The sequence below is a fragment of the Gracilibacillus suaedae genome, assembly GCF_017599345.1.
Taxonomy (GTDB): Bacteria; Bacillota; Bacilli; order Bacillales; family Amphibacillaceae; genus Gracilibacillus; species Gracilibacillus suaedae.
Map to the genome: position 1 here is coordinate 1 of NZ_JAGFVL010000021.1, position 22236 is coordinate 22236.

Annotated in this window: 20 protein-coding genes, 2 tRNA genes and 1 other RNA gene; 7 read left to right on the forward strand and 16 right to left on the reverse strand. The window is 36.6% G+C overall.

Features of this window, described 5'->3' with window-relative positions:
* Window positions 1-176: 176 nt before the first annotated feature.
* From J5J03_RS05495 to J5J03_RS05540, 10 genes are all read right to left on the reverse strand, one after another.
* The gene (locus J5J03_RS05495; RefSeq protein ID WP_018933896.1) at window positions 177-437 is read right to left on the reverse strand and encodes a pro-sigmaK processing inhibitor BofA family protein; all 261 of its coding nucleotides are present in this window, start codon (window positions 435-437) and stop codon (window positions 177-179) included.
* A 71-nt stretch (window positions 438-508) separates the two neighbouring features.
* Window positions 509-724: a YaaL family protein gene (locus J5J03_RS05500; RefSeq protein WP_153836297.1), complete on the reverse strand. Its 216-nt coding sequence runs from the start codon at window positions 722-724 to the stop codon at window positions 509-511.
* 15 nt (window positions 725-739) lie between these two features.
* Window positions 740-1336: a recombination mediator RecR gene (recR, locus tag J5J03_RS05505; protein ID WP_018933894.1), complete on the reverse strand. Its 597-nt coding sequence runs from the start codon at window positions 1334-1336 to the stop codon at window positions 740-742.
* A gap of 10 nt (window positions 1337-1346) precedes the next feature.
* Window positions 1347-1670, reverse strand: coding sequence for a YbaB/EbfC family nucleoid-associated protein (locus J5J03_RS05510; RefSeq protein WP_208587095.1), 324 nt, complete (start codon window positions 1668-1670; stop codon window positions 1347-1349).
* Window positions 1671-1699: 29 nt separating this feature from the next.
* Window positions 1700-3406, reverse strand: a complete 1707-nt coding sequence (gene dnaX, locus J5J03_RS05515) for a DNA polymerase III subunit gamma/tau (protein ID WP_208587097.1) — start codon at window positions 3404-3406, stop codon at window positions 1700-1702.
* Between the two features lie 393 nt (window positions 3407-3799).
* Window positions 3800-4065, reverse strand: an RNA gene (ffs, locus tag J5J03_RS05520) — signal recognition particle sRNA large type.
* Between the two features lie 138 nt (window positions 4066-4203).
* Entirely contained in the window at window positions 4204-4815 is a 612-nt protein-coding gene (locus J5J03_RS05525) for a YesL family protein (RefSeq protein ID WP_208587099.1), read from the reverse strand.
* A 114-nt stretch (window positions 4816-4929) separates the two neighbouring features.
* Window positions 4930-5772: a carbohydrate ABC transporter permease gene (locus J5J03_RS05530; RefSeq protein ID WP_208587101.1), complete on the reverse strand. Its 843-nt coding sequence runs from the start codon at window positions 5770-5772 to the stop codon at window positions 4930-4932.
* The gene (locus J5J03_RS05535; RefSeq protein ID WP_407927809.1) at window positions 5773-6690 is read right to left on the reverse strand and encodes a carbohydrate ABC transporter permease; all 918 of its coding nucleotides are present in this window, start codon (window positions 6688-6690) and stop codon (window positions 5773-5775) included.
* Between the two features lie 112 nt (window positions 6691-6802).
* The gene (locus tag J5J03_RS05540) at window positions 6803-8146 is read right to left on the reverse strand and encodes an ABC transporter substrate-binding protein (protein ID WP_208587105.1); all 1344 of its coding nucleotides are present in this window, start codon (window positions 8144-8146) and stop codon (window positions 6803-6805) included.
* Between the two features lie 452 nt (window positions 8147-8598).
* On the opposite strand from J5J03_RS05540, the gene tadA reads away from it, so the two are divergent.
* From tadA to J5J03_RS05555, 3 genes are all read left to right on the forward strand, one after another.
* Window positions 8599-9102 (forward strand): tRNA adenosine(34) deaminase TadA, encoded by a 504-nt coding sequence (gene tadA, locus J5J03_RS05545; protein WP_208587107.1) that lies wholly within the window; start codon window positions 8599-8601, stop codon window positions 9100-9102.
* 39 nt (window positions 9103-9141) lie between these two features.
* Window positions 9142-9663 (forward strand): isochorismatase family cysteine hydrolase, encoded by a 522-nt coding sequence (locus J5J03_RS05550; RefSeq protein WP_208587110.1) that lies wholly within the window; start codon window positions 9142-9144, stop codon window positions 9661-9663.
* A gap of 219 nt (window positions 9664-9882) precedes the next feature.
* Window positions 9883-11175, forward strand: coding sequence for a LysM peptidoglycan-binding domain-containing protein (locus J5J03_RS05555; RefSeq protein WP_208587111.1), 1293 nt, complete (start codon window positions 9883-9885; stop codon window positions 11173-11175).
* 134 nt (window positions 11176-11309) lie between these two features.
* Here J5J03_RS05555 and J5J03_RS05560 read toward each other — a convergent pair whose 3' ends face one another.
* Window positions 11310-11753 carry an RrF2 family transcriptional regulator gene (locus J5J03_RS05560; RefSeq protein ID WP_208587113.1) on the reverse strand — a complete coding sequence of 148 codons (444 nt, stop codon included), beginning with the start codon at window positions 11751-11753 and terminating at the stop codon, window positions 11310-11312.
* A 234-nt stretch (window positions 11754-11987) separates the two neighbouring features.
* On the opposite strand from J5J03_RS05560, the gene hmpA reads away from it, so the two are divergent.
* A complete protein-coding gene (gene hmpA / locus J5J03_RS05565; protein ID WP_208587115.1) occupies window positions 11988-13214 on the forward strand; it encodes an NO-inducible flavohemoprotein in 1227 nt (408 codons plus the stop codon).
* Window positions 13215-13258: 44 nt separating this feature from the next.
* Here hmpA and acsA read toward each other — a convergent pair whose 3' ends face one another.
* Entirely contained in the window at window positions 13259-14977 is a 1719-nt protein-coding gene (acsA, locus tag J5J03_RS05570; protein WP_208587116.1) for an acetate--CoA ligase, read from the reverse strand.
* Between the two features lie 189 nt (window positions 14978-15166).
* Here acsA and J5J03_RS05575 point away from each other — a divergent pair, with 189 nt between their 5' ends.
* The 3 genes from J5J03_RS05575 to J5J03_RS05585 are packed head-to-tail and all read left to right on the forward strand — an operon-like array spanning window position 15167 to window position 19005.
* A complete protein-coding gene (locus J5J03_RS05575) occupies window positions 15167-16654 on the forward strand; it encodes a spore germination protein (protein WP_208587117.1) in 1488 nt (495 codons plus the stop codon).
* Between the two features lie 21 nt (window positions 16655-16675).
* A complete protein-coding gene (locus J5J03_RS05580; protein WP_208587118.1) occupies window positions 16676-17764 on the forward strand; it encodes a GerAB/ArcD/ProY family transporter in 1089 nt (362 codons plus the stop codon).
* Window positions 17761-19005 (forward strand): Ger(x)C family spore germination protein, encoded by a 1245-nt coding sequence (locus J5J03_RS05585; RefSeq protein WP_208587119.1) that lies wholly within the window; start codon window positions 17761-17763, stop codon window positions 19003-19005. The genes J5J03_RS05580 and J5J03_RS05585 overlap by 4 nt, the downstream gene beginning before the upstream one ends.
* A gap of 170 nt (window positions 19006-19175) precedes the next feature.
* Here the strand turns inward: J5J03_RS05585 and J5J03_RS05590 are convergent.
* The 4 genes from J5J03_RS05590 to serS form a co-directional block, all read right to left on the reverse strand.
* A tRNA-Arg gene (locus J5J03_RS05590) sits at window positions 19176-19249 on the reverse strand.
* A gap of 94 nt (window positions 19250-19343) precedes the next feature.
* Window positions 19344-20174: a pyrroline-5-carboxylate reductase gene (gene proC, locus J5J03_RS05595; RefSeq protein ID WP_208587120.1), complete on the reverse strand. Its 831-nt coding sequence runs from the start codon at window positions 20172-20174 to the stop codon at window positions 19344-19346.
* Between the two features lie 346 nt (window positions 20175-20520).
* Window positions 20521-20613, reverse strand: a tRNA-Ser gene (locus J5J03_RS05600).
* A gap of 99 nt (window positions 20614-20712) precedes the next feature.
* Window positions 20713-21987 (reverse strand): serine--tRNA ligase, encoded by a 1275-nt coding sequence (gene serS / locus J5J03_RS05605; protein ID WP_208587122.1) that lies wholly within the window; start codon window positions 21985-21987, stop codon window positions 20713-20715.
* Window positions 21988-22236: the final 249 nt, after the last annotated feature.

Here is a 22236-nt window from a genome sequence, read left to right on the forward strand (position 1 = left end):
AGCGCAGTATTCTGCCGGAGCGAATGACAACACTTCTCAAAAAACAGGATAGAACAACGCAAATCCATGTCCAGTTACTGCGCAGTTTATGGATTATGTAAAGCATTTTTATAATTACTTTTTACCAAAAAAATAACTCTTCCTAAATAGAAGAGTTATTTCTAATATTCATATGATTAAATGACAAAAACACTGATAGCAGTTAAACAAGCAATGCCTGGAATGCCTAGCATGCCGACAATCACCGCTGTAAATACATTGATAGGTATATGCAATCCAAAAGATGCACCAAACAAGTTAAAGAAGAACAGAAATAAGACACCAACCGTAACTTTCATCACAACTTGCCCACTACCTTTAACGAAATTCACCGGAATTCCTTTCGTTAGCAAAATGACAATTAATACTACTATCCCTGCTATAATCCACCAATTCATATACTTGTCCCCTTTTACATATAAAATATTACTCTATCTATATGAAGGGAAAACGAGAAATAGAAGAAAAACTACTTAATAGCAGATAAATTTCGTACTTTAGCTTCTCTTAGTAAATAAAAGTATTTTGCCTTTGTCATTGCTAAATCGAATTGACCGTGTTCACTCGGCTCAATGCTTCGATTCAAAATATCCTCTAAATAATTCCATTCCTTTTTTAAATGAAATATTTTATCTAAAAATTCTTGATCTAGTTCTGCTTTTTTTATTTTTTTGGAACGAAACATATGCTTCACCTACTATTACACTTCTCTTCTGCCTTCTAATGCTTTGGAGAGTGTTACCTCATCGGCATACTCTAAATCTCCTCCCATTGGCAGACCATGAGCAATTCGTGTAGTTTTTATACCTGAAGGCTTCACCAATCTTGAGATATACATCGCAGTTGCTTCACCTTCAATATTAGGGTTTGTTGCTAAAATTAATTCTTTTATTCCTTCATCTTTCAAACGGTTAATCAATGATGGTACATTAATATCTTCTGGTCCAATCCCATCCATTGGAGATATTGCACCATGTAAGACATGATACTTACCATTGAATTCTTTCATTTTTTCCATTGCAATGACATCTTTTGGATCTTGCACAACACATATTAATGATTGATCACGCATGTCATCCTGGCAAATTGCACACGGGTCCTGATCCGTAATATGCCCACATGTACTGCAATGTGTCAATTCACGTTTGGCGTTGGCGAGCGCTTTTGCAAAGTCCAATACATCATCTTCCTTCATATTTAAGACAAAAAAAGCCAGGCGAACGGCAGTTTTTGGACCGATTCCTGGCAGTTTGGTAAAGCTGTCAATCAGCTTTGATATCGGTTCGGGATAATACATGAGAACCCTCCTAGAACATTCCTCCAGGTAAATTTAATCCTTTAGTAAATTTGCCCATCGTATCATTCGTTTTATCTTCTACCTCTTTAAGTACTTCATTTGTCGCTGCTAAAATAAGGTCTTGCAGCATGTCGATATCATCTGGATCTACTACTTCTTCATTGATTTCAATATCTGTAATTTCCTTCTTTCCGTTCGCTACTACTTTTACCATTCCACCACCAGCAGTAGCTTCAAACGTCATTTCCTGTAACTCTTCTTGAGCTTTCATCATATCCTTTTGCATTTTCTGCATTTGTTTCATCATTTTATTCATGTTTCCTCCACCACGCATGGAAAACCCTCCTAATAAAGATCTATTTTTTAATCATGTATTTCTAATAAGTCATCACCGACTAACTCTCTGGCAGCATCTACTACCGGATCTCCTTCTTCTGCTGATGAAGAGGTATCCGATTCATCCGAACCATCATCTTGTTGTTTTTGTTTACGAACATATTCTTCACGTAAACTAGTCCAATCAGCTTCTGGAATCGGAATAAAAGATACATTCTGACCAATAGTCTCAGATAACATTAATTCTATCGTTTGTTTATGCTCTAATGCAAGTGAACAGTGAATTTCATATCGAAAAGCGATAATAATTATTTCTTCTGACGCTGCACTCGGCTTACTATTTTGAATAGTCGCATGTGCTGGAGCACTTTGTTTCTTTAGAGCATCCATAAAAGCTGGCCATTGTGTTCGAACTTTTTGAATCGCAGCCTTAGAAGCGTCATTCAGAACATGCCTAATTCTGTCATAAGGTACTTTATAACCGTTACGATTCGTTGGTGTACTTCGTTTCGGTGCAGGCTGCTTTCTTTCCGTTGGCGCAGCTTGACTCGGTTGTTTCTGAATATCCATCAATTGCTGTTCTAACTTTCGAATTTTTTCGTTTAACTGCTCTACCGCAGGCATAGAAGCTACATCTGCTATTGCACCAGTTCCTTGATTACAAATTTTTAATACAGCTACCTCGATAAAAACTTTCGGACTATTGGTCCACTTAATTTCCTGCTGACACTGATTCAATTCTTTAATCGCCATTTGAATCCATTCCGCATCAAGCTTTTCGGCTAATTCTTTAAACGCCTCATCAACTATTGCTCGCTCCAGAACATTTTCGAGGGAGGGAGCAGTCTGATATAGCAAAATATCACGCAAATAATAGATGAGATCAAAAACAAAACGACCAGGATCCTTACCTTCCTGGATCATCCCGTCAATCTCCAGTAATGTTGCTTTCACTTCATTTGTATGCATTGCACTGACTACTTTTGCCAGTTTAGCTTGCGAAACAGAGCCTGTGACAGCGAGTACATCTTCAATGGTTACTTGATCTTCACTGTATGAAATAGCTTGATCTAATAAACTTAATGCATCACGCATACCACCTTCAGCCGATAGCGCAACCGCCTCTAATGCTTCATCAGTCACAGCAATTTGTTCAGCTTCGATAATCTTCTTCATACGATCAACCATAGCTGATTGCGCAATTCGTTTAAAATCGAATCGTTGACACCTTGAGATAATCGTCAATGGAATCTTATGCGGCTCCGTTGTTGCTAAAACAAAGATAACATGTTTAGGTGGTTCTTCTAATGTTTTTAACAATGCATTAAATGCACCAATTGATAACATATGAACTTCATCGATAATATAGACTTTATACGCTACCGCACTCGGTGCATATTTTACTTTGTCACGAATATCCCGAATCTGTTCAACGCCATTATTAGAAGCAGCATCAATTTCTACCACATCTGAAATCGAGCCATCCTGAATCCCGATACATGCATCACATTGATTGCACGGCTCTAAAGAAGGCCCATTCTGACAGTTAACAGCTTTGGCAAATATCTTAGCTGCACTTGTTTTTCCCGTACCTCGGGGACCTGAAAAAAGGTAAGCATGGGTAAACTTATCTTGCATGATCGCATTTTGCAAGGTACGTGTAATATGTACTTGTCCTACTACATCATCGAAATTCTTTGGACGCCAGACACGATATAATGCTTGATAGCCCATAATTGATCCCCTTTACTAATAATCATCAATTTCTTTCTCATTTTATTGTATCAAATCCAAGCATGAAAAACGAGTAATATTTAAGTGGTAAACGCATTGTCTATAACATTGCTACTTTTCCATCATAGTTTTAAATATAAAGAAAAACTGGGCAACCCAACCAGTTCTTATCACTAAATACTAAGTAGATGTGCGATTGCTTTGGCAGTAATAATGAATCATTGCGAGAATATGCAACATTTCAAAATTACCACATCGAGTTATTGGACTTCATGCCCCCTATACACAACTATTTCACTAGGTGCTTTACTAATTAATGGCAAAGTTTATATGCTTTATTTATAACAAAAACCTCTTGTATGCATACAAGAGGTTGGATCTTTATATTTAACGCCGTGCACCAAGCTTCGATGACATCACCTCAAGCGTTACTCAAGTTGATAGCTCGACCCAGGCTTCCCTGCGGCACACAGGAGAATTCGCTTAATGCTGCTTCCTTCCGGACCTGACATGGTTCACGAGTTCCTGTTGCGCAGGACCCGAGTGTCAACACTACTCCCTTAAGGCAGACCTTAAAGTGATGGCACCTCAGCAAGGTATTCAGTCTCGCTATAGCGGATTGCGAGTACAGGGCACCGCTACCTCCCCACCTAGCACGGCAAGTTTGCAAACATATTCAATTGCGCTCAAGTTAAAAGCGCAAATATTAGTATAACCTTTTTTTATAGAAAATGCAATCAAAAACAGCATCCAATTCCTTCCACTTTGACTTAGGTTACCGCGTTTACTCTTTCCACTTACTGAAATATCTTCACAAACACTCGTAATGTTAGCCACATCCAAATCAGCGCCAGTAAACTAAAGGTAAAAAAAACTAAAAGCACTGGAAATTCCAATGAAAAAAACATAGTGGAAAACATGAGTAACATGATTGTAATCGTAATATGGATTTTTGATATTCCAATAATTAAGGCATTTTTTAATTGTTGAATGACAGAAGCATAATTATGAACAATAAGCGGAAATGCCCAGATTACCATAGTGAAATAGAGAAATAAAAGGAAATAGAAGATAAATGGAACAACAAATAGTATCTCTTCCTGCGAACTGTTTATGACCTGAAAATTTAAATAGAACAAAAGGCCAATAATTGCAAGAATCCATCCGATCATATTCGCGTACTTAAATTCATCTTTGTACACCTTTTTAAAGGTCGACCAAATATGGATATCCCTGTCACCCATTAACCACTTTCTAACTACTCCAAGTGCAGCAGCTGTTGCTGGAAACACACCGAAAACACCTAATCCTATTAAGGTAAAAGCTATCCAAAGTATATTTAATAATGCTAATTTAGTTGTCCATACAAATACTTTATCTAGTGTGGTTGTAATATTTTTTCCGTTCATTATTTAAGCCATCCTTCTGCACTTTTCTACTATCTGATTTTACTACTATTATAACACGAAAAAAAAGCCATAGTCTTCGTAACATACTATGGCTTTCAACTAGTAGACAATCTGTTATCCTTTTACACCGCCAGACGTTAACCCTGCAACAAAGTAACGTTGGAAGAAGATAAACAGAATAACGATTGGAATAATCGTTAAAACAGATCCTGCAATTAAGATATCATAGTTATTTCCATATGGTGTTAGTAGTGTTGCTAACCCGATCGGAAGTGTAAACATATCATTTGACCGCAATACTAGCAATGGCCATAAGAAGTTGTTCCAACTAGCTAACCCTTGCAAAATCGCCATCGCTGCCAGTGAAGGTCCCATTAACGGAAGCATAATTTTAAAGTATATACCGTATTCCGTACTTCCATCTATTCTCGCTGCATCCATCAGCGCTGTTGGTAGACCTGTAGCATATTGTCGGAAAAAGAATACTGCGACTGGTGCGACTATTAATGGAAGAACTACCGCAAAATAGCTATCAACTAAATTTGCACCTACCATCATTTGATATAAAGGAAGCATTAGTATTTCAAACGGAATCATTAAGATCAATAATACTAATACAAAGAACAAATTTCTTCCTTTAAAATTGTAAACAGCTAAAGCATAGCCAACCATCGATGAAAAGAATAAAGATAATACGATGGTTAACGCTGAAATAATTAAACTGTTACCATACCAGCTCCAATAAGAAGCAGCTTGTTGGAAAATATACATATAGTTATCCATGTTTAATAGACTAAAATCGATACTAAACGTAATGCCATCTCGCATTAGATCTGATGATGGTCGAAAAGACGAAATCAACAATCCAATAATCGGAAATAATATGATTAATGAGATGAGCGCAAACCCAACAGTGGCTACCCACGTCAACCCACTATTTTTCTTGTTGGTATTCATTTATTCATCACCTCGTTTGAACGTACCTGTTGCTATTAAGTTAATAATACTAATAACAAAGATTATCAGCATGAGGACAACCCCGATAGCAGAACCGAATCCCATATCGTTTTGCCCGATCCCTTGTTGATAGATGTAACCTACTACCGTTAAACCGATATTTCCTGGAGAACTTGTTTCCCAGAAGACAAAACTTTCTTCAAACATTCTAAATCCATTGATGATCGTAATTGTACTTACAAATATCGTAATCGGTTTTAAATGTGGAATGGTAATATATCTTAATTTCTGGAAAGCACTAGCACCATCAATATCCGCTGCTTCGTACAATTCATCGGATATATTTTGAAGCTGTGCTAAGAAATATAAGACATTTACACCAATCCAGCGCCATGAAGCTAAGATCACCATTAGGAACATAGCGGACCAGGCATTGTAGCGCCAGTCAATCGATTCCATCCCTAAAAAGTTTACAATTTGATTAGCTACAGAAGAATCTGCCTCACTAAACATTAACCTGAAAATCATACCACCAACAATTGTAGAAGTTAAAGCTGGGATGAAAATAGAGGCTCTAAAAAGAGTTTTGAATTTTACTAATTTAGAGTTTAGCAATATCGCTAAAAGCATCGGAATAAGCGTTAAGATAATAACGGTCAGTATAACATAGATCGTTGTATTGGATAACGCTTTATAGAAATTAGGGTTAAATACCCGTTCATAGTTTTTTAGCCCAATAAATTCAACTTGTCCTGGCAAGATACTTTGAAAACTCATGATGATCCCGTGAATTGCAGGATAAAGCGTTAAGATTAAAAAAGATAAAATAAATGGTGAAACAAAAATATAGGGAACTACTTTTTTTGAATTTAAGAATCTTAAAAATTTGTTCGGTTCTTTATATGCTGTTTTTTCTATGCTAGCACTTGTATTAGATCCTTGACTTGGAGAGGACACGATAATACCTCCTTCTGATTTATCTAATTTAGGAGACAGATTCTAACCTGTCTCCTAAAAGGTTATTTAAACTTTAATTTTCCATTTGTGATCTTACTGCTTCTGCAGCTTGTTCAAGTGCTTCTTGCGGAGTTTGAGAATCATTTCGAATCGTTTGCTGTGTTACATTCGTATGATATTCACTGATAACATCAGGTGTATTCTCCGTAAAGTTCAATTGATTGATGTCATCTCGTACTTCTAGAAGCATGTCAAAAATTCCATCTCCAAAGTAATCATAATATTTGTTATCTGCTCTTACTTCTTCACTTTCCCAAGTGTCCCAGCGTGGTGGATCAAATCCTAACACTGTCCATAGGTTAATATTTCCTTCTTCACTAAGCTTCGCATATGCTAAAAATTCTTTTGCCAGTTCCACATCTTCAGATTGATTTGTTACAACTGTACCTGTTCCACCCATACCAGCAGAGCGTTTTCCGCCTTCTTCCCATGCTGGCATCGGACGAATTGCAATTTTGCCTTCTAAATCTGGCATATTATCTAAGAATCTACCCATATACCATAATGGTGCTAAAATTGAAGCTGAGCTTCCTTCAGAGAAGTAACCGTAGAATTCCTCAGACTGGTTCATACCACCCGGTGTTACTTCAGCTATTTCATGCTTGTAAACAGCATCTTGTAAGAATTGTAGTGTATCAATATTTGTTTGGTTATCTAAGGTTAACTCGCCATTTTCATCAAATGCATCGGAATCTTGTTGCGAGATCATTGGCCACATATCCATCAACCAATCTTCTGTACCAACATTCCACATTACTGAATCCGTATTTTCAACCACTTGTTCACCAGCTGCTACGAAGTCATCCCAAGTTTCAATTGCATCAATATCTACTCCAGCTTCATCCATGATTTCTGTGTTATAGAACATTACCGTTGCACCAACATGAGTAGGTAAGCCATAGTAGTTTCCATCTTTAGCATAGTTTTCAAATCTTGACGTTACTGCATTCTCTAATACCGGCTCTACATATTCATTCAATGGCTCTAACTGAACTTCCCCTTGTAAATAGTTCGGAAATTGCCCAATCTCGATATCAGCAATGTCCGGACCACCTTGCCCTGATTGAATCGCTAACAATAAATTATTGTGCATTTGCTCAAACGGATACGTCTCAGCCACTAATTTAATCGCTCGATCTGGATTCTCTTCATTCCATCGCTCTGCTGCATCTCGATATAGATCAACGTGTTGCCCAACAAATGTCCAAAATGTCAGTTCTGTTGCATCTTCAATATCCTCACCAATTACTTCTACTTCTTCCGCTTCACCAGAGGAGTCACCATCTCCGCCTCCCCCGCAAGCTACTAAAGCTACTGACAATAAACCCAAAATTAAAATGAGTAAACTCTTTTTCATATTAATACCCCCTATTTTATGAAACGCTTTCAAACATTGCGAAAAAATATTCTTACTACCATGCATGATAGACTTTAAATTACTAATTTGTTATTCATAAATAACATCTTTAAATAGAGATTATCATTATATTAACCAGTTGTCAATAACTACTTTAATGTTTTCATTAAATTTATACGTACATGTTAAAAGTTAGTGTATTAAAGTAATAAGACACTATTCACTTCGATAACTCAAAAGGTACACCTAATAAATAATACCCTAGAATCATACAACTTCAATTAATGTTTTTGTTTCATTTTGATTTTTAACTATATAAAAAGGTAATTAATAAGTTACTTTAGATAATTACACGAGAAGCTTATACTTCACAAAAAATAAATACTACATAACTTGAACTTCCACGTTTTTTTCTGCACTATAGTAGTAAATATCTAAAGTGTGGGATGATAATGACAGATCAGGAATATATGTTAATAGCTCTTGAAGAAGCGAAAAAAGCTGAGGTGCTGGGAGAAGTACCGATTGGAGCTGTAATTGTCCATCAAGAAGAAGTGATTGCAACAGCATTTAATTTACGCGAAAAATTGCAGACAACCAACTCTCATGCGGAAATGCTTGCAATTGATAAGGCAAATCAAGTACTAGGTAGTTGGCGATTAGAAGATTGCACATTATATGTCACATTAGAACCGTGTCCCATGTGTACAGGTGCTATATTGCAATCAAGAATATCACGTGTTGTATACGGGGCGAAAGATATAAAAGCAGGATGTGCTGGGACTTTATACAATTTCCTGCAGGATAAACGTTTTAATCATCAAGTAGATGTAGTGGCTGGTGTAATGGAAGAAGAGTCCAGCCAACTATTATCAGACTTTTTTAAAGCATTGAGGCAAAAGAAAAGACAAGAGAAAGTTATCAAGGAAAACCAAAATACTATTGATCCATCCTAAACAAAGCATTTTTAACAAAAGAAGAACTGAGGTGTAAACTTGAATAAAACAGCTGTATTAATCATTGATTTAATCAATGATTTTACATTTCATGAAGGAGAGTTACTTTTAAACAATACGCGAAAGATTTTACCGAATATTAAGAGGTTAAAGCAATACGCAAAAGAACGTCATTATCCGATCATTTATATTAATGATCATTACGGTACATGGGAAACAGATTTCAAACAAATTGCCCATGCATGTTTATCTTCACAAAATGAAGATATCATTGAAGAAGGAATGCCAGACAAAGAAGATTACTTTATTATGAAGCCTCAAATGTCAGGCTTTTTTCGAACACCACTACGTTCTTTATTAGAACAATTAGAAATAGGGCACTTAATGATTGCAGGCGTTGCGGGAAATATATGTGTGCTCTTTACCGCCAATGATGCTCATATGCGTGGTTATACACTACATGCTCCGGAAAATTGTGTTGCATCGAATACCGAAAGGCATAACCAAGAAGCCATTAAACTAATGGCAGAAGTATTTAATGCCGAAACGAAACCCATCTAAATATTCAAGACGCTATGTTCTATTTCTCCTTTCTTATCATAAAGTTAAATAAAGAACTTTTTTATCACGGTGCTAATCGTCTGTTAATCCACCACTTTAAGCTTCACGAAGCTAAGGGGGATAACAGACGCTAACACCATGATTAAGTATCGCTAATGATCAATCGGGGGCAATCCCCCACTGATCATAGTCTCACTATATTAGAAAGGAGAACTTTTCGTGCAAATTTATGTAGTAAAACAAGGGGATAGTTTATATCAGATCGCCAATCAATTTGGAACTTCCTATGAATCGATTGCAAATGCAAATGAAATAGATCCCGAATTACCTCTAGTAGTTGGTCAAGCACTTGTTATCCCGATTTATGGAAGATTTTATGTCGTCAAACCAGGAGACAGTTTATATACGATTGGGCAAAGATTTGGCATATCTGCCGCTGAACTCGCTAGTATTAATCAAATCAATATGTATCAGCCACTTTCTGTCGGGGTGACATTATATATACCAGAACCTGCTAAATCACCTATTGAAGTAAATGCATATGTTGAGCCCACTGGAGGGACGGTCTCTGAAACACTGGAAAATGCAGCCCGAAAACATGCAGGTAACTTAACCTACTTAGCTCCTTTCTCCTACCAAGTAGACCGACAAGGAAACTTAAGTGCTCCCCCGTTAAATCAATTGGCAGCTATTGCTAACGAACACAATACTACACTCATGCTTGTTGTTACCAATCTCGAAGAAGGTGCTTTTAGCGCAGAATTAGGTCGAATCATTTTAACTGATGAATCTGTCCAAAATAATTTACTCGATCAAATTATTCAAACTGCTCAGGAAATTGGATATGGAGATATTCATTTTGATTTTGAATTTTTACCTCCTGAGAATCGTGAGGACTATCGCAGCTTTTTGGAAAAAGCAACCACTCGATTACATCAAGAAGGGTTATTGGTATCAACTGCACTTGCACCTAAAACAAGTGCTGAGCAACAAGGAGAATGGTATGAAGCTCATGATTATGGAGCACATGGGGAAATTGTTGATTTTGTTGTCTTAATGACCTACGAATGGGGATATAGTGGTGGCCCTCCGATGGCCGTTTCACCGATTGGTCCTGTCCGGGACGTCGTTAATTATGCCTTAACAGAAATGCCTCCAGAGAAAATTTTGTTAGGTCAAAATCTATATGGTTATGACTGGACGCTTCCCTACGAACCTGGTGGTGAAATTGCACAAGCTGTTAGTCCACAACAAGCAATCCAAATAGCTAGAGAAAATAATCAATCGATCCTATTTGATGAAGAAGCACAAGCCCCTTATTTTAATTATACAGATCAAAATGGAGAAGAGCATGAAGTCTGGTTTGAGGATGCACGCTCCATTCAAGCTAAATTTGATCTTATTAAAGAAAAAAATTTACGAGGGATCAGTTATTGGAAGCTTGGGCTAGCCTTCCCACAAAATTGGTTATTGCTTGAAGATCAATTTACGATAGAAAAAAAGAGTAATTGATCAACCAAGAGGAGTAATCGGTGCTAATCATCTGTAGGCCCCCTCTTCAAGGTTCATGAAGCTAGGGTTCTAACACCCTGATAAGTTTCGCTAATGACCAGTGCGGGCTACTCCCTACTGGTCATGGCATCACTTTATGATTGCTCCTCTTTTATATCCATTAATGTTCGTAATTCATCTTTGTTCACAATTAAATCTGCTAAAGTATATTGATTTAATACTTCAAAAAAGGCACTCATCGCTTCCCCTACTACTGATCGTAATTTACAGGAAGGTGTAATCACACATTGATTGTGCTCCCCGTCAAAACATTCCACTAAATAAAAGTCATTTTCCATTAAACGAATGACTTCTCCAATATTTATCTCATCCGGGTCTTTCATTAGTAGAATACCGCCATTACGCCCCCGCGTTGTATTAATATATCCTTTCACACTTAATTGGTGAACCACTTTTCGGATATGCTCGGTTGATATATAAAACGTATCTGATATTTCTTTTATGCTTACTTTTCTTTCACTGGTTCCAGTATAAATCAAGACTCGCAATGCAAAGTCTGTGTATTTTTTTAAACGCATGACATACTCCCCTTCTCTACCTCCATTTTACTCGAAAATAACCAAAATCGCTATCTCGCTTTAACAGAATTGTCATATATTTAGCCAACAGACTATTGAAAAAGTTTCCAAACTTTTTATATAATTAAACATGTATTTAAAATACATGTTTTTGAAATTTATATTACTAAAGATCGAATCAGTAAAACTAAGTCTAAAAACAGGCTTAAATTTAATTCACAAGGAGTGTTCGTGATGACACATTCTACTCAAGCGCTTGAAGCGAAAACAATTGAAACAGTAAAAGCAACGGTACCCGTACTAGCTGAACATGGAACTGCGATTACTTCCAGGTTTTATCAATTACTTTTTAGCAACCATCCGGAATTGAAAAACATTTTTAACCAGACAAACCAACGAAAAGGGAAACAACCTCAAGCATTGGCAAACGCAGTATATGCAGCAGCAGCAAATATTGACCAATTAGAAAATATTTTGCCTGTTGTAAATCAAGTGGCTCATAAACATCGGAGTTTGAACATCAAACCAGAGCATTATCCAATTGTCGGTGAAAATCTATTAAAAGCAATGAAGGATGTCTTGAAAGATGCAGCTACAGATGAAATCATTACTGCTTGGGCAAAGGCATATGATGTGATTGCCAATGCTTTTATTCAAGTCGAAAAAGAAATGTATGAAGAAACGGAACAGAAACCAGGGGGATGGATTGGATATCGTGGCTTTCGTGTCATTCAAAAAGTGAAGGAAAGTGATGTAATCACCTCTTTCTATTTGAAGCCAGCCGATAACGGCATTCTACCAGATTTTGAAGCTGGGCAATATATAACTGTAAAAGTCGACATTCCATCGATTCCATACATCTGCCAGCGTCAATACAGTTTATCTTGCAAACCAAATAAAGAATTTTTCCGTATTAGTGTGAAAAGAGAAGATGGGATTGGTGATAACCCTGACGGAGTAGTATCCACCTATCTCCATGAATCAGTTCATGAAGGGGATGTGATAGAACTTAGTGCACCTGCTGGAGATTTTGTACTTAATCAGGAGAAGAAGCCACTAGTATTAATTAGTGGTGGGGTTGGTTTAACACCGTTAACAAGTATGTTAGAAACAGTAGTAACACAACAGCCTAACCGTGAAGTTTATTATATTCATGCAGCCCAAAATGAAAGAGTACATGGTTTAAAGGATAGTGTGAAGCAAATAGCGGATCAGCATGACCATGTTCATACTTTTACTATTTATGAGAAGCCAGAAGACGCTAATGCTTGTGATAAGACAGGTTATATCGATTTAGCATGGTTACAATCTGTTTTGCCAACGAACGAGGCATCTTTCTACTTCTGTGGTCCTGAGCCATTTATGAAGGCAATTTACAAAGCATTAAAGACTTGGCATGTTAATGAAGAAGATATTTATTTTGAATTCTTTGGGCCAAAAGGGGATTTAGAGGCATCCTAATCAAAAGGCTAGCACCTGTATGAGTGCTAGCCTTTCATTCTTACTTATTCTTCTAAAGTAGAAGTGTCTCCTGTTGGTAGACCTAGTTCCCAAGACTTTAACAGTCTGCGCATAATTTTACCGCTTCGTGTTTTTGGAATACTATCTTTAATTTCAATTTCACGAGGGGCAGCATGGGCACTTAAGCCCGTTTTAACAAATTGACGAATATCTTCCAATAATTCATCTGATGCCTCGTAACCTGGATTTAAAGTAATAAATGCTTTAATAATTTCCCCGCGTTCCGGATCTGGTTTACCAATAACACCTGCTTCTGATACAGCTTTATGTTCAATTAATTTACTTTCCACCTCGAAAGGTCCAACACGCTCACCAGAGGTATTGATTACATCATCTAAGCGGCCTTGGAACCAGAAATAGCCATCTTCATCCATATAGGCACTGTCTCCTGAAACATACCAATCGTTAATAAAGTAGCTCTCATATTTGCCTGGATTCTTCCAGATAGCACGCATCATCGATGGCCAACCTTTTTTAATTGCTAAATTCCCCATTTGATTTGGCGGTAATTCATTACCTTCGTTATCAACAATGGCTGCTTCTACCCCTGGAATAGGTCTCCCCATTGACCCTGGGCGAATTTCCATACTCGGCAAATTGACAATTAACATCGCACCAGTTTCTGTCATCCACCACGTATCATGGATGCGTAAATCAAGTACACGCAGAGCCCATGTAATAACCTCTGGATTTAAAGGTTCACCTACACTTAAAACATGACGTAAACTTGATAAATCGTATTGTTTAACCAGTTCATCGCCAGCACTTACAAATTTACGTAAAGCAGTTGGTGCTGTATACCAAATGGTTACATGATGTTTATCTAATGTTTCATACCAGGATTCAGGAGAAAAACGCCCTCCTCGAATTACATTGGTGACACCATTTAACCATGGTGCAAAGATCCCATAACTTGTACCTGTTACCCAGCCAGGATCAGCAGTACACCAATAAATATCATCTTCTTTAAAATCAATGACCCATTTACCTGTTGCGTAATGTTGAATCATCGCATTATGCACATGATAAACACCTTTCGGCTTACCAGTTGAACCAGATGTATAATGAATAAGCATACCATCTTCTCGATCTACCCATTCTATATCAAACTCTTCAGAAGCTTCTGTCATTTCTTTCTCAAAATGAATATATTTATCGCCTTCTATAGCATCCTTAGCCCCTACTAAGACTATTTGCTGTAAATGTGGAAGATCAGCGACAGGTACACGTCCTAGTAATTCAGGCGTCGTAATCAACATGGTCGCTTCACTATCTTCCAAACGATCACGAACTGCTTGTTCCATAAATGCTTCAAATAATGGCCCAGCAATCGCGCCTATCTTGAGAATACCAAAAAAATTGGCATAAAATTCTGGACTTCTTGGCATGAACAAGAAAACACGATCTCCTTTTTGAACACCATACTTCTTGAATATATTTGCTGTTTTATTACTTTGTTTGCTTAATTGCTCAAATGTTACACTTTCTTCACGGTCTGGTGCGGAATATAACAATGCCACTTGGTCTTTTTTATTAGGATTTTCTGCATGACGATCAATTGCTTCGTAAGCAGCATTTACCTTACCTGTTTTATACCAGCTAAAGTCTTTCTTAATTTCTTCCCAGTCGAAACCTTCTCTTAGTGCATCAAGATCTTCCACATTGTGTTTTCCTGATCTTGGCTGTACTTTTGTCATATCCATCCTATCACCTCTCTAAAAATTATGAACATTTTTCAACAATTGAAACCCCTTACAATACATTTTAACGGATAAAGTACAGAAATCAAATAATAAACTCCCAGTTTTTACAACTTCATTTAGTGCATATTTCAATAAGAAGCTGTAAAGGCTACTTATTAAGATCAGATTCATTAATAAGGAGTTAAATCTATGCGTTTACTTTCTGGACAGCGAAAAAAGAACTCCAGTCCGTCTGACAAAAATATTTCTTCTTCATTATCTAGCAATATTCAAGAAATGAAACAATTATTCTCATACAAATTAAATAAAGATTTTTCAATGAGAACATTGAATTTGAAGTTCAATCACAAAGAGGCCTGCCTTTTTTATTACAGTTCTATAGTTGATGGTGCAAGAATCAATTTAAATATTATTAAACCTCTATTAGAAAATGATGGAGATTCTGTTAGTAATGTAGTATCTATTGAGAATATTGAAGAAGTTTCAGATTTCGAAACTGCAAATGAGAATATTAATAGTGGGAAAGTGATTTTATTTATAGAAGGAGATAAAATGGCTTACGCTATGGATGTTGCAGATTTCCAACATCGAGCTGTCTCTAAATCTGAAAATGAAACTACGATCAAAGGTCCTCTAGATGCATTTACTGAATCAATGAACACTAATATTTCCTTGATTCGCAAACAATTACATAATAGTCAACTCATCAATGAAGGTATTCAAATTGGTGAACGTTCAAAAAATGAAGTTAACCTTATCTATTTAAAAGACTTAGTAAATGACGATATTTTAGAAAATCTCAGATCTAGACTAAAAGATATCAAAACAGATAGTGTACGGAACGTTGAAATGTTAGAACAGTATTTGGAGGAACGTCCTTATTCATTATTACCAACAATTCTATACACGGAAAAACCGGATAAAGCAACTTCGTATATAGAAGAGGGCTTTATTGTATTATTAATGGATAGTTCTTCTGCTTGTCTCATTGTACCTGTTACCTTTTGGTCATTTTTCCATTATCCAGAAGATCGCTATTTACGTTTTTTTTATGGGAATTTTACTCGAGCAATTCGCTTACTCTCTTTCTATTTAACCCTAATGATTTCGGCAACATTTGTAGCAATTGCTAATTTCCATAGTGAAATGATTCCTCCAGATTTATTATTGGCTATAACAGCTTCACGGGAACGTATACCTTTTCCATTAATATTTGAAGTATTAATTATGGAAATTGCTTTTGAACTAATTCGTGAAGCAGGCCTACGTATTCCTAATCCGCTTGGACCAACCATTGGTATTGTTGGCGCACTAATTTTGGGACAGGCTGCTGTAGAAGCAAATATTATTAGTCCGATTATTGTGATTGTTGTTGCATTATCTGGATTATCGTCTTTCGCTTTAGCAGATCTTAATATTAATTTTACGATTCGAATAATGCGTTTTCTATTCATTCTAGCTGCTGGTACATTTGGCATGCTCGCCTTGACTGGTGCATCTTTATTATTTTTTATGTACACGGCATCAATCAAATCATTCGGTATCCCGTTCTTTTCACCAATGTCACCACACTTTATTTCATCAGAGGATACCGTATTTCGTAAAGCACTAAAAAAGGAATTGTTTCGCCCGGAATATTTACGTCCAAAAGATATACGAAAAAAGGCGAAATCATAATGAAGTAGGTGGTGGAACATCATGCAAAACAATGGGTTTTTACAAACAAAAGAAATCCTTGCGATTACTTTAATCGTAATAGGAAGCAAATTAGCAGATTCCACCCCTGCATTATTGGCTCAAAAAGCTCAAAATGGTTTTTGGTTAATTCCAGTGATCGCGTTTGTATGTATCTTCCCTAGCTTTTTGATCATGCTTTACCTACTGAATAGATACCAACATAAAAATATGATCGAATTAATAGAAACCATTACTGGGAAATGGATTGGTAAAATAATTGGACTTTTACTTTTTTTATTCACTTTTCTCACGCTTACTTTAAACAGTCGTAATTATGTGGAACAAATAAAACTTTTATATTTCCCTGAGTCTCCTACCGAAATAATTTATCTCATTTTTTTTGGTATTGTCTTTTTTGGGGCAAAGAGAGGATTTGAGGTGATAGGCTATACCTCTTGGGTTGCACTTCCAATTATCAAACTATCTGCGGCCTTAGTTATTATTCTCATCATGGGTAATATCGTCATACAACGCGTCTTTCCAATCTTTGGATCCGGTTTACCAATTATGTTATCAGAAGGTGTTAAGTCTACTGCTATTTTTGCTGAGCTTTTTTTTCTACTCATTGCTTACCAATCTGCGAAAAAGACACAAATGTTTACTAAAGGAGTGATAATCGCCAGTATTATCGCTATTTTAGAAATCGTTTTATTTTATTTCGTTTACATTACAGTATTTGATTATAATTCCATAGGAAAAATAGCCTTCCCTTTCCATGATATTATACAATATATCCAATTTGGCGAGTTTTTCACGAATATTGAGACTATTTTTATGATTTTCTGGCTTTTTGCCGCTTATATAAAATTTATTATATTTATTTACATTACAGCTTGGATATTTGGAGAAATATTTGCGATACGAAATTTTGAACCACTTCTTTTACCTTTTAGTTTTTTAGTGATAATGATTGGTCTTTTACCAATTAATTCCATTTCAAATGAGCTTGTACTCCATGATTCGTTAATTACAATCATGTCACCTTTTTTAATTATTCTTCCGGTTCTCTTATGGATCATCGCTTTAGTTAAAGGAGATTTAAAACGATGAACAGAAAGCTACTTATGTTTCTTTTCATAATGTTACTACTTGCTGGTTGTTATGATCGAATTGAGCTTGAACAACAATCATATGTGGTTGCGATGGGTATCGATAAAACGGATCGAAAAGGAGTATACGCCTTTACATATCAAATCGCCAATCCTGAAGTAGGATCTGCTGCTGGACAAGGTGGCGCTGATGAAGCTCCGGCAGAAATTGTTACTGTAGATGGTGCAGATATCCTAAGCGCTACCCATACAGCTAATTCCTTTGTGACTAAAAAGATAACATTAGATCATACCAAGGTCATCGTAGTTTCAGAAGAGTTAGCGAGGGATGAAGACTTTATTCGTGTTATTCAATCTGCTTCAAGATCACCGCAAATTCGAAGAGGGGTACAATTAGTTGTTTCAAGAGAGGATGCAAGTGATTTCATTAATAACAATAAACCACTAATGGAACAAAGGCCACATAAATATTATCAATTTATGCTCGATCGTGCTACTCAAACAGGAATTATCCCAGAAGCAACCTTGCACCGTTTCTTTCAAATAACCGAAGGAGATGCAGACCTATTCTTAGCGATTTATGCTACAACAGAGCAGTCCGATCAAACAGAAAATAAAAAAACAGAAGATCAATATATCGCTGGTGAAATACCACAAATTGGGGGGTCACCTACTCAATTCATGGGATCTGCCGTGTTTAAAGAAGGTCAAATGATCGATACCTTTACTGGTGAAGAAACGCGTTTTGCTCAAATATTAGATAATACATTAGAAATGGAAACCTTATTTGCAACTATTCCTGATCCATTAATGCCTGAATATCAAATCGCGTATAATTACTCACAAAAAGAAGACCCAAGCATCAACATTCAATATCATAAAGAAAAACCAACCACAATTGATGTACAAATTCCTTATCAAGCAGAAATTTTAGCGGTACCTAGTTTAATAAAATATTCTCAAAATAAAGAATACCAAAAAGTATTAAGAGAAACTCTTACTAAGCGATTAAATGAAAAAACAGCTGAATTGGTTCGCAAATCACAAGAGGAGTACCGTTCTGATCCATTTTATTGGTCACTGTACGTGCGCAAATATTTTAAAGATGTGAAAGACTATGAAGAGGCTGATTGGCATAAGAAAATATATCCAAATGCAAAGATTACTGTTAACTATAAAATGGAAAAATTAGAATTTGGAAAGATGATTAATGATTCTAACCTAGATGAAGTGAGGGACTAAGATGTGGAGCATTATTCCGATTATGTTGACCATCTTCATTTGCTATCGCCTGGTTATGCATAGTCTAGCAACATTTCATGATGGGAATAAAATAGGGGGGATAGCCATTTTATCAATCATTCCTTTTGTTATTTTCTTCACTATTTGCTATCAAGTATTCAAATAATATACGACCCCGAGAGGATTCGAACCTCCGACACCTTCTTTAGGAGAGAAGTGCTCTATCCTACTGAGCTACGGGGTCATGATATAAATACTTAATGAGATGATTAGGAGAGACACCACTTTATATCTTAATAAATCTTAAGGTAAATGGCAAGGCTCTCCTTCTTCACTGTTTATTTTTCAAACATTTCTCTGAGTTCCTTTGATCTTTTAGTAGTCTGCTCTAAGCATGCAATGACTGCTTGTTGAAATTTATGTTGTGCCAAAGTTTGAAGCCCTGCTTCTGTCGTACCACCTGGGCTTGTAATTTTCTCACGCAATGTTGCAGGTGCATCATCTGTTGTAGCTAACATTTCTGCCACACCTTTAATTGTTTGTGCCATTAAAGGCTTCGCTGTTTCTTTATGCAATCCTTGTTCTTCGACAAACTGCTCCATTGCTTCCACCATGTAATAATAAAATGCAGGTGCACTGCCTGCTAAAGCAGTATAAGCATCCATTTGCTCTTCTTCTATTATTGTTGTCGTACCAATGGATGTCATAAGTTGCTTTATTAACCTGACAGTTAAAAAATTTGCATATCGTCCTGCAGTTATCGTTGTAGCAGATTGTCCAATCAATGCCGATGTATTAGGCATAACACGAACAACTGCATTACGGAGACCTATTAGTTGCTCCATATATAGAGTAGAGATCCCAGCCAATAATGACACAACAATTTTACTTTCACTTAGATACTCTTTTATTTCTGTAATGGCAGGTTGAATATCTTTCGGTTTCATCGCCAAAATAATGATATCACTTTGGCTAACCACGTCTTTTTTCGATTGTGAAGTTCGAATACCATATTTATTTTCTAATTCTGTTAAACGTTCATTATTGGAATGATTAGTCGCAATGATTCGATCAGCAGGGACTATTTGTTTAGCAGTCATCCCAGCGATAATCGCCTCTGCCATAGACCCCGCACCTAAAAAAGCTATTCGTTTCTCCCGTAAATTCATCACAAGCCCTCCATCATATGTATACTTCTTCTCCTATTATAAATGATAATAAGAAGAGGGCAACAATAAAAATAGATAATAAAAAGTTTGTTGAGCGGACATTCAGTGCGTTATTATGTGAAATAACTGCTCATTTTCGATGTTGGCGGACATTTAATCCTTTATTTGGCTTCTTTCGGTGAAAATTAGCGCTATTTTCTATGAATAGCGGAATAGATGTCCGAGTATAACCTAAAAAGCACGTTTTTGTCGCAAATAGCGGAACAAATGTCCGCGCACAAAAAAATCGCTATCCTATGATAACGATTCTCGTACATATATAATCTCCAATTTTGTGTTCAATTAATGGCGGAGGAGGAGGGATTCGAACCCCCGCGGGCCGTGAAGCCCCTGGCGGTTTTCAAGACCGCTCCCTTCAGCCGGACTTGGGTACTCCTCCGTATTTGCTGACGACAAGTAATAATATAGCATATTCCCAAAATAGAGTCAATAGTTTTTTAACGTCTATCCTAAAAAATTTAGAATAGACGTTAAGATCTTATTTAATTACTGTTTTCCCACCCATATATGGCACCAATACATCCGGTACTTCTACAGTGCCATCTTCTTGCTGATAATTTTCAATGATGGCAGAAACGGTACGACCTACTGCTAAACCTGATCCGTTTAACGTATGAACGAATTCCGGCTTTCCTTTCTCTTCACGGCGAAATCTGATCCCAGCACGTCTTGCTTGAAAATCTTCAAAATTAGAACAAGAAGAGATTTCACGGTACGTATCATTACTTGGCATCCAGACTTCGATATCGTACTTTTTAGCAGCAGTAAATCCTAAATCAGCCGTACACATACTCATCACACGGTAAGGTAACTTCAACAGTTGCAATACTTTTTCTGCATGCCCAGTTAATTCTTCTAAGACAGTATAAGAATCTTCTGGTTTTACGATTTGTACTAGTTCCACTTTATTAAATTGATGTTGACGAATTAATCCTCTGGTGTCCCTTCCAGCTGATCCTGCTTCAGAACGAAAATTACTACTAAATGCCGTGAATTTTTTGGGTAATTCCTCCGCTTTTAAAATTTCTTCGCGATGATAATTAGTTACAGGGACCTCTGCAGTTGGAATTAAGAAATAGTCCCAACCATCTACTTTAAAAGCATCTTCTTCAAATTTAGGTAATTGACCTGTACCAGTCATGCTTGCACGATTTACCATATGTGGTGGTAATATCTCTTGGTATCCATGCTCATCTGCATGTAAATCCATCATAAAGTTGATTAGTGCACGTTCTAAGCGGGCACCTAAGCCTTTATAAAAGACAAAACGGCTTCCTGTCACTTTAGCAGCTCTTTCAAAGTCTAATATATCTAATTCTGTCGCTAAGTCCCAATGCGGTTTTTCTTCAAAATCAAAACTTGGTACCTCCCCCCATTTACGTACTTCTACATTGTCATCTTCCGACTCTCCAACAGGAGTAGATTCATGTGGGATATTGGGAATAGATAACATCAATAATTCAAGTTCTTCTTCTACTTGTCGAAGTTCTTGATCAATTGTTTTGATTCGATCTCCCACTTCACGCATTTCTGTAATCATATCATCTGCATTTTTCTTTTCTTTTTTCAATAAAGAGATTTGCTTGGATACTTCATTTCGTTTTGCCTTTAATTGTTCCGTTTCAGCGATGAGGTCTCTTCTTTTTTCATCTAAATCCCCGAAACGATCCAAATCTGTTAAATCTTCCCCTCTGTGTGCTAATTTCTCTTTCACTTCAGCAAAATTCTTACGCAACATTTTCATGTCTAACATAACTATTACCTCCTAAAGATTTTTTATTTAACATTCATTTACATATAATACAAAGTATCATGCATTGATTTGCTTTCCTCCATTCTCTTAGAGTTGAAAGTGAATCCATCGCTTCGGAAAAATACTCGCTTTCCGTGGGCATGGCTTCAGCTAACTTTTACTGAAGTGGAACCCACGAAAAGTGCAGTATTCTGCGGGGAGCAAAACAACACTAATCAAAATTCAGAATGAGAGAAAGCACACGCTAAA